The organism is Streptomyces sp. NPDC002838 (genome assembly GCF_040295365.1).
Classification (GTDB): Bacteria; Actinomycetota; Actinomycetes; order Streptomycetales; family Streptomycetaceae; genus Streptomyces.
The window spans coordinates 23,495-36,926 of record NZ_JBEOVF010000060.1; the positions used below are offsets into that span (position 1 = coordinate 23,495).

Annotated in this window: 14 protein-coding genes; 11 read left to right on the forward strand and 3 right to left on the reverse strand. The window is 69.9% G+C overall.

Features of this window, described 5'->3' with window-relative positions; translation table 11 throughout:
* Positions 1–80 precede the first annotated feature (80 nt).
* The 3 genes from ABT063_RS43875 to pspAB all read left to right on the forward strand — a co-directional run bounded on the left by ABT063_RS43875 (position 81) and on the right by pspAB (position 4,454).
* Complete coding sequence (locus ABT063_RS43875; protein WP_351066564.1) at positions 81–2,783, forward strand: substrate-binding domain-containing protein; 2,703 nt, start codon at positions 81–83, stop codon at positions 2,781–2,783.
* Positions 2,784–2,946: 163 nt separating this feature from the next.
* Complete coding sequence (gene htpX, locus ABT063_RS43880) at positions 2,947–3,867, forward strand: zinc metalloprotease HtpX (RefSeq protein ID WP_351066565.1); 921 nt, start codon at positions 2,947–2,949, stop codon at positions 3,865–3,867.
* A 2-nt stretch (positions 3,868–3,869) separates the two neighbouring features.
* Positions 3,870–4,454, forward strand: a complete 585-nt coding sequence (gene pspAB, locus ABT063_RS43885; protein WP_351066566.1) for a PspA-associated protein PspAB — start codon at positions 3,870–3,872, stop codon at positions 4,452–4,454.
* Between the two features lie 24 nt (positions 4,455–4,478).
* Here pspAB and ABT063_RS43890 read toward each other — a convergent pair whose 3' ends face one another.
* The 3 genes from ABT063_RS43890 to ABT063_RS43900 all read right to left on the reverse strand — a co-directional run bounded on the left by ABT063_RS43890 (position 4,479) and on the right by ABT063_RS43900 (position 5,923).
* Positions 4,479–4,769: a hypothetical protein gene (locus tag ABT063_RS43890; protein ID WP_351066567.1), complete on the reverse strand. Its 291-nt coding sequence runs from the start codon at positions 4,767–4,769 to the stop codon at positions 4,479–4,481.
* A gap of 302 nt (positions 4,770–5,071) precedes the next feature.
* Complete coding sequence (locus ABT063_RS43895) at positions 5,072–5,392, reverse strand: GatB/YqeY domain-containing protein (RefSeq protein ID WP_351066594.1); 321 nt, start codon at positions 5,390–5,392, stop codon at positions 5,072–5,074.
* A gap of 216 nt (positions 5,393–5,608) precedes the next feature.
* Entirely contained in the window at positions 5,609–5,923 is a 315-nt protein-coding gene (locus tag ABT063_RS43900) for a hypothetical protein (protein ID WP_351066568.1), read from the reverse strand.
* A gap of 176 nt (positions 5,924–6,099) precedes the next feature.
* On the opposite strand from ABT063_RS43900, the gene ABT063_RS43905 reads away from it, so the two are divergent.
* The 8 genes from ABT063_RS43905 (at position 6,100) to ABT063_RS43940 (ending at position 13,398) form a co-directional block, all read left to right on the forward strand.
* On the forward strand, positions 6,100–6,459 hold the full coding sequence (locus ABT063_RS43905) for an arsenate reductase family protein (RefSeq protein ID WP_351066569.1): 360 nt from the start codon (positions 6,100–6,102) through the stop codon (positions 6,457–6,459).
* Positions 6,460–6,517: 58 nt separating this feature from the next.
* Positions 6,518–7,303 (forward strand): hypothetical protein, encoded by a 786-nt coding sequence (locus ABT063_RS43910; protein WP_351066570.1) that lies wholly within the window; start codon positions 6,518–6,520, stop codon positions 7,301–7,303.
* 174 nt (positions 7,304–7,477) lie between these two features.
* Positions 7,478–8,086: an SCO2207 family protein gene (locus ABT063_RS43915; RefSeq protein WP_351066596.1), complete on the forward strand. Its 609-nt coding sequence runs from the start codon at positions 7,478–7,480 to the stop codon at positions 8,084–8,086.
* Between the two features lie 365 nt (positions 8,087–8,451).
* The gene (glnII, locus tag ABT063_RS43920; protein WP_351066571.1) at positions 8,452–9,480 is read left to right on the forward strand and encodes a glutamine synthetase; all 1,029 of its coding nucleotides are present in this window, start codon (positions 8,452–8,454) and stop codon (positions 9,478–9,480) included.
* A gap of 303 nt (positions 9,481–9,783) precedes the next feature.
* Positions 9,784–10,350 (forward strand): winged helix-turn-helix domain-containing protein, encoded by a 567-nt coding sequence (locus ABT063_RS43925; RefSeq protein ID WP_351066572.1) that lies wholly within the window; start codon positions 9,784–9,786, stop codon positions 10,348–10,350.
* Between the two features lie 60 nt (positions 10,351–10,410).
* Positions 10,411–11,430 (forward strand): SDR family oxidoreductase, encoded by a 1,020-nt coding sequence (locus ABT063_RS43930; RefSeq protein WP_351066573.1) that lies wholly within the window; start codon positions 10,411–10,413, stop codon positions 11,428–11,430.
* Positions 11,431–11,482: 52 nt separating this feature from the next.
* On the forward strand, positions 11,483–12,760 hold the full coding sequence (locus tag ABT063_RS43935; RefSeq protein WP_351066574.1) for a sensor histidine kinase: 1,278 nt from the start codon (positions 11,483–11,485) through the stop codon (positions 12,758–12,760).
* Positions 12,745–13,398, forward strand: a complete 654-nt coding sequence (locus ABT063_RS43940) for a response regulator transcription factor (RefSeq protein ID WP_351066575.1) — start codon at positions 12,745–12,747, stop codon at positions 13,396–13,398. Before ABT063_RS43935 ends, ABT063_RS43940 begins: the two co-directional genes overlap by 16 nt.
* Positions 13,399–13,432 lie beyond the last annotated feature (34 nt).

Consider the following 13,432-nt stretch of genomic DNA (forward strand, 5'->3'; position numbering starts at 1 on the left):
CTTCTTGGGCGATTCACGTATTGAAATCCGTATCAAGATCGGTTGGTCCGGTGGCAGCAGCCCGTCCTTCCCGCATTGCGATGATCTTCACGGCAATCCGTGTGGAGTACGAGAAAGTCGAAGCGCGTCTGACGAAGGCCGGCGCGACGCCTCTCGGCAGCGAGACGCTCGACGGCAGTACGGTCGCGGCCGTCTATGAGCTGGGCGGCCGGGTTCCCTGGCGGGTCTACCTCGCCGAGACCGGCCCCGGCAATACCACCGCCACCGCGGTGGTGGCCCGTTGTCTCGAGCGTGTGCGGCCCGAGGCCGCGTTCTTCGTCGGCATCGCCGCGGGGCGGAAAGACGCCGGTCCCGGGGATGTCGTCGTAGCCAAGTACGTGGACGAGTACCAGCGAGGCAAACGTTCCGAGTGGGGCTTCCACGCCCGCCCCGAAGGCTTGAAGCCGCCGCCCGACACTGTCAGCACGGCGGCGCAGGTGGCGCGCGAGCTCGACAGGACGGAGCTGATCACCTACACGATCCACTTCAAACCGATCGTGTCCGGGGACGTCGTGATCGACTCCTTGGATGCCTCCGATCACCACATCATCAGCACTCATTACGAGAACGCGGCGGCCATCGAAACGGAGGGGGCCGGCTTCGCCGCCGCAGTCCATGGTTACACCGCCACGAGGCTCCAGTGGCTCCTCATCCGCGGCATCAGCGACCTGGCGGACGGAAACAAAAAGTTCCTCGACGCCGCGCGCTCACAGGAGCGCGCGGCCCTCAACGCGGCGCAGGTGGCCATTGCCACCCTCCTCGCGCTCAGCCCCGAGGAGTCCGAGGAGTCCGGTCGCTCCGCCCCCGCCCCCTCTCCCCTGCGTCAGGAGGTGAGCGAGTCACCCCTCGGCACCAAGCCGGAAGGTAGACCGGGCCGGGCATCTCCCCCGGGCAGAATGCCCGTTCTCGTCGGCGCCGGTCGGCGACGATGGCTCTGGGCGGCTCCGCCTCTCGCCCTGGCGACGGCCCTCGTACTCGTCCTCCAGTCGTGCGGGAGCGGCGACCCGGGCACCCTGCCGAAGTGCGACCACGCGGACACGACCCTGCGGATCGCCGCCTCCGTCGACAAGTCGGAACCCATGCGGCGGGCGGCGAAGGCCTACGGCAACCGGGTGAGCGACGGGACGTGCGTGCGGATCGAGGTGCAGGACAGGAACTCGGGGGAAGCGATGCGGGCCCTGGTGGGCGGCTGGAAGGAGACGAAGCCGGACGTGTGGGCGCCGGCCGGGAATACCTGGCTCGCGCTGGCCCGTGCCACCGCGACGGGGAAGAACAAGGAACAGTTCCCGGAGCGGGCGGAATCGATCGTCCAGAGCCCGCTGACCATCGCGATGCCGAAACCGATGGCCGAGGCGCTGGACTGGCCCGAGCCGCGGTTCACCTGGAGTCACCTGGCTGACTGGGCGAACAACGCCGACGGCTTCTGGGCGAAGCGCGGCAAGCCGGAGTGGGGGGACTTCAAGCTCGGGAAGACCAATCCCGGGTACTCGACCTCCGGGCTCAACGCGACCGTCGGCGCTTTCTACGCCGCGACGGGCACCAGTCGCGAGCTGAGCATCACGCACCTCGACAAATCCGGCAACCGCTCCTTCGTCAAGAGCATCGAGCAGGCCGCCGTCCACTACGGAGAGACGACGCTGACCTTCCTTTCCAATCTCCGCCAGGCCGACCGGAACAGCCCTGAGCAGGCGATGTCGTACATCTCCGCCGTCACCCTGGAGGAGAGCACCGTGGCGGCCTACAACGCGGGCTATCCCTGCGGTGCGCTCAACCCCGAGAAGGTCTGTGCCAAGACCTCCCCTCCGGACACTCCCCTGGTCTCGTTCTATCCGAAGGACGGAGTCCCGTTCTCCGACCACCCGTACATCGAGCTGAACGGGATGAGCCCCGCGAAAAAGGCGGTGTCGCGCAGTTTCCTCCAGTACCTGCACAGCCCCGAGGTCCACGCCAAGCAGTTCGCTCCCTACGGCTTCCGCACCCACCAGGGCACCATCCCGACGGATTCCCCGTTGCGCGGCAAGACCAGCGGAGTCCTGCCCCAGGAAGTGTTCACCCGCATGCCGATGCCCAGGGGCGATGTGCTCGACCACCTGATGGAGATCTGGCCCACTCTGCGCCGGCACGCCAACGTGCGCATCCTCATCGACACCTCGGAGTCGATGAGCGATGAGATCCCCGGCACCGGCGACACCAAGATGGAACGTCTGAAGCAGGCGGAGTCCGAGCTGTTCGGTGAGTTCACCGGCACCGACCGCGTCGGTCTGTGGAAGTTCTCCGACGCCGAGGTCCTGGGCGGCGAGCACGACTACAAGGAGCTGGTGCCGCTCGGCCCGTTCGAACAGAAGCTGGCCGGAGGCACCCGCTCCGACCTGCTGTCCGACAATTTCAAGAGCCTGGAACCGGAGGGCGCTACCGGTCTCTACGACACCCTCGACGCCGCCACCGCCGCCATGCGTCAGGACTACGATCCGAAGGCCATCAACGCGATCGTCCTGCTGACCGACGGCCGCAACGAGGACAACGGCAGTCTGGCGAAGGAAGAGCTGCTGGAACGGATCAGCGATCCCACCAAGCCGAACGTTCGCGTTTTCACCATCGCCTACGGCAACGCGGCCGACGAGAACGACAAGAACGGCAGGACCGTGCTCCAGGAGATCGCGGAGGCCGGTGGCGGGCGGATGTACGACGCGAAGAAGGCCGAGACGATCGAGCAGGTGATCACCAGCGTGATCTCCAACTTCTGACGTCGGCTTCTCACGTCGGCTTCCGACGGGCCGGTCACGGCGGGCCGAGACCCTGCCGTGTGCGTTCCTTTGCTCCCCGTAGGGCTGATCGAGATCTGTCCGTGGAAGGCGCGGGTGCACACTGGGCAGTGGGGCGAGTGCCTGACTGCTGGGGTGATGCAAGATGCAGAGCCGCTTCCAGAGCGATCGGCGGCTGACCGTGCGCATGACGGTCACGCTGTTCCTGCTCGGACTCCTGTACGTGGCCTTCGTGGCCGCGTTGATCGTGTTGCTGAAGTCGTGGGTGCTGGTCGTCGTGATCGCGGCGGCGATGCTCGGCGCGCAGTACTGGTTCTCCGACCGGATCGCGCTGTTCGCGATGCGCGGGCGGGTCGTGGAGCGCGAGGAGTATCCCGAGCTGCACGCGGTGGTCGACCGGCTGTGCGCGATCGCGGACATGCCCAAGCCGGTGGTCGCCGTGTCGGAGATGGACATGCCGAACGCGTTCGCGACCGGCCGGAATCCCGACAACGCCGTCGTCTGCGTGACCACCGGTCTGCTACGGCGGCTGGAACCGGCGGAGCTGGAGGGCGTGCTCGCGCACGAGCTGTCGCACGTGGCGCACAAGGACGTCGCCGTGATCACGATCGCGTCCTTCCTCGGCGTGATCGCGGGGCTGATCGTACGGTTCGCCTTCTACTCGCAGCTGTTCGGCGGCGGGCGGCGGGACCAGAACACCGCGCTCGTCTTCGCCGCCGTGATGGGTGTGTCGGCGGCCGTGTACGCGATCAGCTTCCTGCTGATCCGGGCCCTGTCCCGGTACCGGGAGCTGGCGGCGGACCGGGCGGCGGCGCTGCTCACCGGCCGGCCCTCGGCGCTGGCGTCCGCGCTGACCAAGGTCTCGGGCGACATCGCCCGGATCCCGACCAAGGACCTGCGGACCGCGCAGGCCTTCAACGCCTTCTACTTCACCCCGGCGCTGGGCTCCGAGCCGGGCGTCGCGCGGCTCTTCTCGACCCACCCGAGCCTGGAGCAGCGGCTGGAACAGCTGGGGCGCATCTCCGGCGAGCTGGGCGAGGCGGCCACCCCGGGGAGGGCGGACTGAGGATGGGGCTGCTGGACATCCTGCTCGGGCGGACGAAACCGGTCGCGCCCGACCTCGACCAGCTCTTCGCGCTGCCGTCGGCGGCGGTCACCCTGGAGGCGGCCGCCTCCTTCACCCCGACCGGGCGCGGCGCGGTGTGCTTCGCCACGGTCGAGGGCGCCGCCTTCGAGCAGACGCACCGCGAGGTCCAGGCCCTGCTCGACGCGGACTCCGACCGCGACGGGCCTCCGGTGGAGCTGCGGCGGGACGACTACGGGTACTCGTGGCTGGTGTCGGAGCGCACGCCCGACCAGCTGCCGCTCCTCGTCAACGACCTGCACGCGGTGAACAGTGCGATGGAGGTCAACGGCTTCGGTCCGCAACTGCTGTGCTCGCTGGCCGGCTTCACGGACCCGGAAGGCCGTCGGCTCGCGCTGGTCTACCTCTACAAGCGCGGTTCCTTCTATCCGTTCGCGCCGCTGCCCGGTGAGGCGCAGCGGCGCGACAACGCGCTGGAACTGCGGGTGAAGGCGGCCCTCGGGAACGACCTGCGGATCGAGCAGGACCTCAACCGCTGGTTCCCGGTGTGGGGCGCCCCCGGCCTGTGACCGGGGGCGCGTCCACTACAGGTCTCACTTGCCCTTCTCGCGCGACTGCCGACGGGACTCGAAGGGGCGCTCGCGACGGTAGCGACGCTCCCACTTGGCCTGCCGGTCACGGCGGTCGCGGTACGCGCGGTAACTGCCGGGCATGGGTCCCGAGGCCCCACCGGACGGCGGTCCTCCCGACGAGGACGTCGAGGAGGTGCCGTGCCCGTACTGCACGTACAGGAAGAGCACGGCGACGGCGGCGAGCCACCAGACGTGGTTTCCGAATCCTAGAACGACCAGGACGACGGTCCCGGATATGACGATGGTGCCCATGGCGGGCCTCCGTGGGCGTGGGTCGGTCCGAGCGGTGATCGGTGCGGTGTCCCGACGGGGCGCTTGGGGGAGGCGTCCGGCCATCGGTGCGTAGAGAGTAGCCCCGGGTCCGCAGGGAGGTGCCTGTCCTGCGGGAAGCGGTGTGGCCGACTCCGCAACGCTTGTCCAGCGTAGGGAGGTGGTCACTCCGGGTGCATCTTCTTTTTCCCGGGGAGGCGGCAAGTTCCGTGACGCCGGTACCAGCGCCGGGTCCGGTCCCGCGCGTCCTCAAGGGGGCGGCGAGTGCGATGCGACGCTGTGTCCTATGCGGTGCCGTGACCGTCGAGGAACCGAAGCAGCACGGCGGCCTCCGAGCGGAGCCGCGCGGCTCGGTCAGCATGCGCGGGCGCAGTCAACTGCGCTGCAGCCTCCAGTCGCTCGGCGGCCTCGGCGCGCACGACATCAACCACATGGCGCTCGCTCAGCTCACGCCGCGCTGCTTCGGTGACGCCGACACCGACCGGCGACTGCTCAAGGGCCAAGCCGCGGAGCTCGGCTTCGTCCACCGGCACCGCCTCAGCGTTGTCCAGCGCGGCAAGCGTTGCGCGCAGGGCGCTCACCGCGGCCTTGTCACGGGCGCGCATCGCTTCCGGCAGTGCTTGACGCATACGAAGACGTAAGGACATGCCGGTGACCTTATGGCCCTACCCCTGGACTCACAACGCGATATAGGTCCAGCAGCAGGCTTCCCACCAACTGGGAGACACCACACCTGGGCAGTGAGGCGCCGTGCGCTCGGCCACAGGCCGGCAACGCAAGTGCCGGGCACCCCGGAACACAGGGCACCCGGCACTACCGGCTCACCGCGAGTAACGCATGAACGCCCGCACTATGTGGCACGTCGTGTCCGACGGCGGGTGAACCCCGATCATCTCCGCCGTGCTCCGGATCGTCTCGTTGCGGGCCTGGTTGGGCACGTACACGCCCGAGTCGAGCAGGGCGATCGCGAGGCGCATCGCCTTGAGGCGGCGGTTGTGAGTGACGTACCACTCACGCGGCCGCCCCGGCGGCAGCGGCCGCTTCTCCACGGGCGTGTACGGCATGTCGAGCAGGACGGGGCGCTTCGCGGTGGACTGGGTGGGCAACGGCTTCGGCTTCAGTGCGGCAGCTGGCACAGGCATCCTCCTGTCGCGGTCAGGGCGCCGGCCCCGGGGACTACGGCGACCCCGGCGACACCCTCGAACACTGCTTCTATTCTACTGCCCGGCACTGACAAAAGGCCCTGGCCACAAGGGCTTTCGGGGGTGCTGTGACGCAGGTGGAGGACGGGTTTTCGCGTACCGTGGGCGGCATGGAAATCTGGCTCAATCCGGCCTGTTCGAAGTGCCGCAGCGCGATCAAACTCCTCGACGCCGAGGGCGCGGACTACACCGTCCGCCGCTACCTGGAGGACGTACCGAGCGAGGACGAGATCCGGGACGTGCTGGAGCGACTGGGTCTCGAACCGTGGGACATCACTCGCACCCAGGAGGCCGTCGCCAAGGAGCTCGGCGTGAAGGAGTGGCCGCGGGACGACTCCTCGCGCGAGCGTTGGGTCAAGGCCCTCGCCGAGCATCCGAAGCTGATCCAGCGGCCGATCATCACGGCGGACGACGGTACGGCGGTGGTGGGCCGTACCGACGAGGCCGTACGGGACGCTTTGTCCCGGTAGTCAACGGCTTGTCGGCGGGCGGGAGTTCAGAGCGCTTCCGCTGTTACCCTCCGCGGTCATGACCTTCGGTGATCAAGGCATGCCACACGGGCCGCAGGAGCGGATACGGCAACGGCGCAGTCTGCGGGCGGTCGCCGTCGGCACGGGGCTCGTCCTCGTGACGGCCGTGGCTGTGGGCGTCGTGCTGTACGCCGGTGGCGGTGGTGGCGGCGAGAATGCCGCAGTTCCCTCGGCGTCGGCCACCACCGCCACCGCCACCGCCGTCCCGTCCGTGACCGCCTCCCTCCCCTCCGGCACCCCGACCGCCCTGGCCTCACTGCTCGAGCGGCCCGTCATCCGGCCCGAGCAGGCGTTTCCGCGGCAGAGCGTGCGCCTGAAGGACGGCTCCCGATTCCAGCGCGTCGACCTCGCCACCACCACCGACTGCGGCCGCGCCATGTCACCGGAGCTGGCCGCGCTGGTCGAACAGGGAGAAGGATGTGCCCGGTTGAGCACCGCCCTGTTCACGGACGTCGAGCGGCGCTCGCAGGTGACGGTCACCGTGGCGAGTTTCGCGCGGGTCGAGGATGCGTCGACAGTGTTCGCGATGGCCTCGATGGATCCGGTGACGTATCAGGTGGTCTCGCTGGACCCCCCGCCGGAGGCGGGACTGCCGACCGTGCCGCCCGGTTCGGCCGGGGCCTTCCGGCGGGTGATGACCGTGCGGTCCGTGGTGTTCGCCAACGGGCAGTGGGGGGACGGGGCGGAGAGCGGGGAGGCGGCGCTGACGAAGGAGACGGAGGGGTTGTTGCGGTACGTCAGCGACGAGGTTGCGGCGTATGAAGAAGGGGGCTACGCGGGTTGACGGTCCCTCGCGGCCTCTCCAGCAATATGTGACGCAGGTTACTTCGGTTGACTCCTGTAACCGCTGAGTAACCTCGTTCGGTATCTCGTACGTAGCGGCGTACGCTCCCCGACCCCTCAGGAGGCGCGCATGTCGCGCAGGAGAACACTCAGCACGAGGAAGAAGGCGGCGCTGCTGGTCGGCGCGGCAGCGGTGGCGGGAGGTGGTGCCTTCGTCATGGCGAGCACCTCGAACGCCGCGGGGCCGCAGTCCGCGGCGGACTCGACCGTCTGCCAGGGGCTTGCCACCGCGCTCGGCAACAACCAGAAGTTCATCGACGGTCAGCGGGCCGATCCGGATGCGCAGTCCGAGGCCAGGATCGCCAACCGTGAGGCGGTCATCGCGGAGATCGAGCGCAAGCAGGAGGCGTCCGGATGCGTGGTTGGGGAGTCGGCTCAGGACTCCCGGGCCACGCAGCCCGCCGAGGCCGCACAGCCCGCGCAGAGCGCCCCCGCCTCGCAGGCTCCCGCGGCGGGGAACGGTGGTGCTGCCACCGGTCAGCAGGTGTGCAACGGCTCGACCGTCACCCTGTCCGGCGAGGGCGGCGCCCCGGCCGCGTCCAGCAACCAGTTCCCGGCCGGCACGAAGCTGAAGGTCACCAACCTGGACAACGACAAGTCCACGACGGTGGAGGTCACTTCGGTCTCCGGCAGCTGCGTGCTGCTCAACAACGCGGCCTTCGAACAGGTCCGTGAGCCCGGCAAGTTCCTGATCCGCCGGGCCGTGATCGAGAAGGTGGGGTGAGGCTCGGACGCCGAAGACGTACGTGTCATGGGTCCCGCTGCTCCCGGCCAGGAGCAGCGGGACCGGCATGTCCGGGCCGACCCCCACCCCATCGCATACGAGCGGCCGTAAACCGTCCGGTTCTGCGGCTGCGAACAGGTCTGGTTGTCGGCTTTCGGCCGCTTGCCCTGCCACCGCCGCCCCCGCGCAAGCCCTCACAGCGTGAATCGAACCACAGAACCACCAGGTAACACGGGGTTCACATTCGAGCAATGACCGGGAAATCGCCTGTTGACAGGCTCGCGGGCGACAAGTGCGGTGCCCCAGTGCCGCAGCGCCGCAGCACCCGCAAGTGCGCCCAGACACACCCCCGAAGGAAGTGGCCCGTGACCTTCAAGGCTGAGTACATCTGGATCGACGGCACCCAGCCGACGGCCAAGCTCCGTTCCAAGACGAAGATCCTGGCGGACGACGCCAAGGGTGCCGACCTGCCGATCTGGGGCTTCGACGGGTCGTCCACGAACCAGGCCGAGGGCCACGCCTCGGACTGCGTGCTCAAGCCGGTCTTCTCCTGCCCCGACCCGATCCGCGGCGGCGACGACCTCCTCGTCCTGTGCGAGGTCCTCAACATCGACATGACGCCGCACGAGTCCAACACCCGTGCCGCGCTCGCCGAGGTCGCCGAGAAGTTCGCCTCCCAGGAGCCGATCTTCGGCATCGAGCAGGAGTACACCTTCTTCAAGGACGGCTACCCGCTCGGCTTCCCCAAGGGCGGCTTCCCGGCCCCGCAGGGCGGCTACTACTGCGGTGTCGGCGCCGACGAGATCTTCGGCCGTGACGTCGTCGAGGCTCACCTGGAGAACTGCCTGAAGGCGGGTCTGGCCATCTCCGGCATCAACGCCGAGGTCATGCCCGGCCAGTGGGAGTTCCAGGTCGGCCCGGTCTCCCCGCTGGAGGTCTCCGACCACCTGTGGGTCGCCCGCTGGCTGCTCTACCGCACCGCCGAGGACTTCGGCGTCGCCGCCACCCTGGACCCGAAGCCGGTGAAGGGCGACTGGAACGGCGCCGGTGCGCACACCAACTTCTCCACGAAGGCGATGCGCGAGGGCTACGACGCGATCATCACCGCGGCCGAGTCGCTCGGTGAGGGCTCCAAGCCGCTCGACCACGTGAAGAACTACGGCGCCGGCATCGACGACCGTCTGACGGGTCTGCACGAGACCGCCCCGTGGAACGAGTACTCCTACGGCGTCTCCAACCGTGGCGCCTCGGTCCGTATCCCGTGGCAGGTCGAGAAGGACGGCAAGGGTTACATCGAGGACCGTCGTCCGAACGCCAACGTCGACCCGTACGTCGTGACGCGTCTACTCGTCGACACCTGCTGCTCCGCGCTGGAGAAGGCCGGCCAGGTCTGATCCGCGCTTCGGCTCCGCGAGGGGGCGTCCACCGGGAGGTGGGCGCCCCCTTCGACGTGCCCGCGGTTGACTGGGCCACGGCCGGCTTGTTGACTGGGGCCATGGCCAGCATCCAGAAGATCTCCGCGACGGGTCGCCATGACCTCGAGCCCTTCTGGCCTTCCCGTCAGCACCACGACTTCGACCGGGAGTGTTGCCGCGCGGTGAACGCGCCGGCCCTCTGAAGCCGCATCTCGGCCTTCGATCGGCGCGCAACGACGTACGTCCCCCGACGAACCTCTCGCGCGAAAGAGCTGACCTCTCATGGCGACCACTCGTTCCCTCCCCTCCACCGCACCCCTGAACGCCCCCGCCCGGCACCGGCTGCGTGCCGTCGACCGGGACGAGGTGGTGGACGTCGCGGACTACCTGCCGCCGGGCGCCACCTTGCTGCCCGCTCCCCCGCACACCCTGCCCACCCTGCCGGGCCGGCCGCCGATGGTCGGCTATCTGGTGCTCCTCCCGGCCGACCAGCAGCCGCCGTTCCCGCCGGTGACGGTGCCCGAGCGGTCGGAGACGGGTGCCGGGGCCGCCGACGACCCGCTCGTGCGGATCGACACCGCGCAGCGCACCGCCGAGGTGGACGGGCGCGCGCTCGACCTGACCTACCTGGAGTTCGAGCTGCTCGCCCACCTCGTCAACCACCCCTACCGGGTGTACACCCGCGACCAGTTGGTCACCACGGTGTGGGGGTACGGACATGTGGGCGACGGCCGTACCGTCGACGTCCACATCGCCCGCCTGCGCCGCAAGCTGGGCGCCGAGCACCGGCAGGTGATCCGGACCGTGCGCCGGGTCGGGTACAAGTACGCGCCGCCGACGGGGCGTTGACTCTCTGCTGACGGCAGATTCCCGTTCCGTCCCGCGGGCCGGCCGGGCAGAGTCATCGGTATGAGACTTCTGCTGCTGGGTGGGACCGAGTTCGCGGGACGGGCCGTCGCGGAGGCGGCCCTCGGGCGCGGCTGGGAGGTGACCGTCTTCCACCGGGGACGGCACGCGCCCCCCGCCGGTGTGCGGTCACTGCACGGTGACCGCACCGCGCCCGACGGGCTCGCCGCCCTCGCGGAGGGAGAGTGGGACGCCGTCGTCGACACCTGGTCGGCGGCGCCCCGGGCGGTACGGGACACGGCGCGGCTGCTGCGGGGCCGCGCCGGGCGGTACGTGTACGTGTCGAGCTGCTCGGTGTACGAGTGGTCCCCGCCCGCCGGATACGGCGAGGACGCGCCCCTGGTGGAGGGCGCCTTGGCCGACGCCGGGCAGACCGACTACGCCCGGGACAAGCGGGGCGGCGAGCTGGCCGCCGTGGAGGCCTTCGGCGCGGACGGTTCGCTGCTCGTGCGGGCCGGGCTGATCCTCGGGCCGTACGAGAACGTCGGGCGGCTGCCGTGGTGGCTGGGCAGGATCGCCCGCGGCGGGCCCGTCCTCGCGCCCGGGCCGCGTGACCTGCCCCTCCAGTACGTCGACGTCCGTGATCTCGCCGAGTGGATCCTCGGTGCGGTGGAGCGGGAGCTGAGCGGGCCGTACAACCTGATCGCACCGCAGGGGCACGCCACCATGGGCACCCTGCTCGACGCCTGCGTGCGCGCCACCGGAGGTCCGGCCGAGCTGCGGTGGACCGATCCGGAGGTGATCCTGGAGGCGGGTATCGAGCCGTGGGTCCAGCTGCCGGTGTGGGTGCCGCCGGGCAGCGACCTGCACGACGCCCTGCACGCCGCGGACGTCTCCCGGGCACTGGCGACAGGGCTGGACTGCCGGCCCGTCGGCGACACGGTGACCGATACCTGGAAGTGGCTCCAGGACATCGGCGGTACGGCGCCGCAGCGGCCGGGCCGGACGGTCAAGGGCCTCGATCCGGAGGTGGAGGCGAAGGTGCTGGCGAGCGGCGGAGGTGTACCTGGCACCACCCCCTGATCCGGAGCCCAGACCCCGTGCCCCTCACCGCCTGCTCGGCGAGACTGACGCCATGACGACCATCGAGACGAAGAGTGGCAGCGGTTCCACCAGGGTGCGGGGGATCGGGCTCGCGGCGGTACGGGGGCTCGGGCTGGCGCTGGTGTTGCTGCCGGGGGCGGTGCTCTGTTTCACGCTCTCCCTGGTGTCCATCGCGTTGATACCGATCGGGATCGGCCTCGTCACCACGCCGTGGGTGCTCACGGGGGTGCGGGCGTTCGCGGACTGGCGGCGGGTGCTGGCCGCCCAGTGGTGCGGGGTGCGGATCCCGTCGGCGTACCGGCCGCTCCCGAAGGACGCCAATCCGTGGACGCGTACGTTCGCGTTACTGCGTGATCCGGCGACCTGGCGGGACCTGAGGTGGCTGCCGGTCGACATGACGGCGGGGTTCCTCACCGCGCTGCTGCCGGCCCTGCTGCTGTTCTACCCGCTGGAGGGGTTCGCGATCGCGGCCGGGCTGTGGCGGGTCTTCCCCGACGGGTACTGGTACGGGTTCGTGCCGGTGACCGGGCAGGCCTCCGCCCTGGCCGCCGGTGTCCTGGGCCTGGTCATCCTCTTCTTCGCCCATTTCCTCACCCCGCGGCTGCTCGAGGCCCACTTCCGCCTCACCCGGGCCGTCCTCGCCGCGGGCCAGGGCGAACTGGCCGAGCGGGTGCGGGTACTGACCGAGACCCGGCGGGACGCCGTCGACACCTCCGCCGCCGAACTGCGGCGCATCGAGCGGGACCTGCACGACGGGGCGCAGGCCCGGCTGGTCGCCATGGGCATGGACCTCGGCACCATCGAGATGCTCCTCGACAAGGACCCGGAGCAGGCCAGGCGGCTGCTCGCACAGGCCCGCCAGTCCTCCGTGGACGCCCTGACCGAACTGCGCGAACTCGTCCGCGGCATCCATCCGCCGGTGCTCGCCGAGCGCGGACTGGGCGACGCCGTCAAGGCGTTGGCGCTGCGGCTGCCGGTGGCCACGGAGGTGAACGTGGAGCTGCCCGGCCGCGCGGAGGCGCCGGTGGAGTCGGCCGCGTACTTCGCCGTCAGCGAGGTCCTGACCAACGCGGTCAAGCACGCGAACGCGGACCGGATCTGGATCGACCTGCACCACACCGAAGAAGGCGGCGGCATGCTGCGGATCTCGGTCACCGACAACGGCAAGGGCGGCGCGGTGATCGGGGCCGGTTCGGGCCTGGCCGGGGTCGAGCGCCGACTGGGTACATTCGACGGCGTCCTGGCCGTCAGCAGCCCCGCGGGCGGCCCCACCATGGTCACCCTGGAGATCCCTTGCGCGTTGTCCTAGCCGAAGACCTGTTCCTGCTGCGCGACGGACTCGTCCGGCTCCTTCAAGCCCACGACTTCGAGATCGCCGCGGCCGTCGAGACCGGCCCCGAGCTGACCGCCGCGCTGGCGGAGTTACGGCCGGACGTCGCCGTGGTCGACGTCCGGCTGCCGCCCACCCACACCGACGAGGGGCTGCAGTGCGCGCTGAACGCCCGGCGGGACAGACCGGGCCTGCCGGTGCTCGTCCTGTCGCAGCACGTGGAGCAGCTGTACGCGCGTGAACTGCTCGCCGACGGCAGCGGCGGGGTCGGCTATCTGCTCAAGGACCGGGTGTTCGACGCGGAGCAGTTCGTGGACGCCGTACGCAGGGTGGCGGCGGGCGGTACGGCGATGGACCCGCAGGTGATCCAGCAGCTGCTGTCCCGGCGGGCAACCGGCGACCGGCCTCTGGGGCGGCTGACCCCACGCGAGCTGGAGGTGCTGGAGCTGATGGCGCAGGGCCGGTCGAACGCGGCGATCGCGGAGAAGCTCGTCGTCACGGAACGGGCGATCGCCAAACACACCTCCAACATCTTCAGCAAACTGGGCCTGGAGGTGTCGGACGACGACAACCGTCGCGTCCTGGCGGTTCTCGCCTATCTGGACCAGGACCGCTGAAATCGGGCCCCGGATTCCGCACATGCCGTAAGGG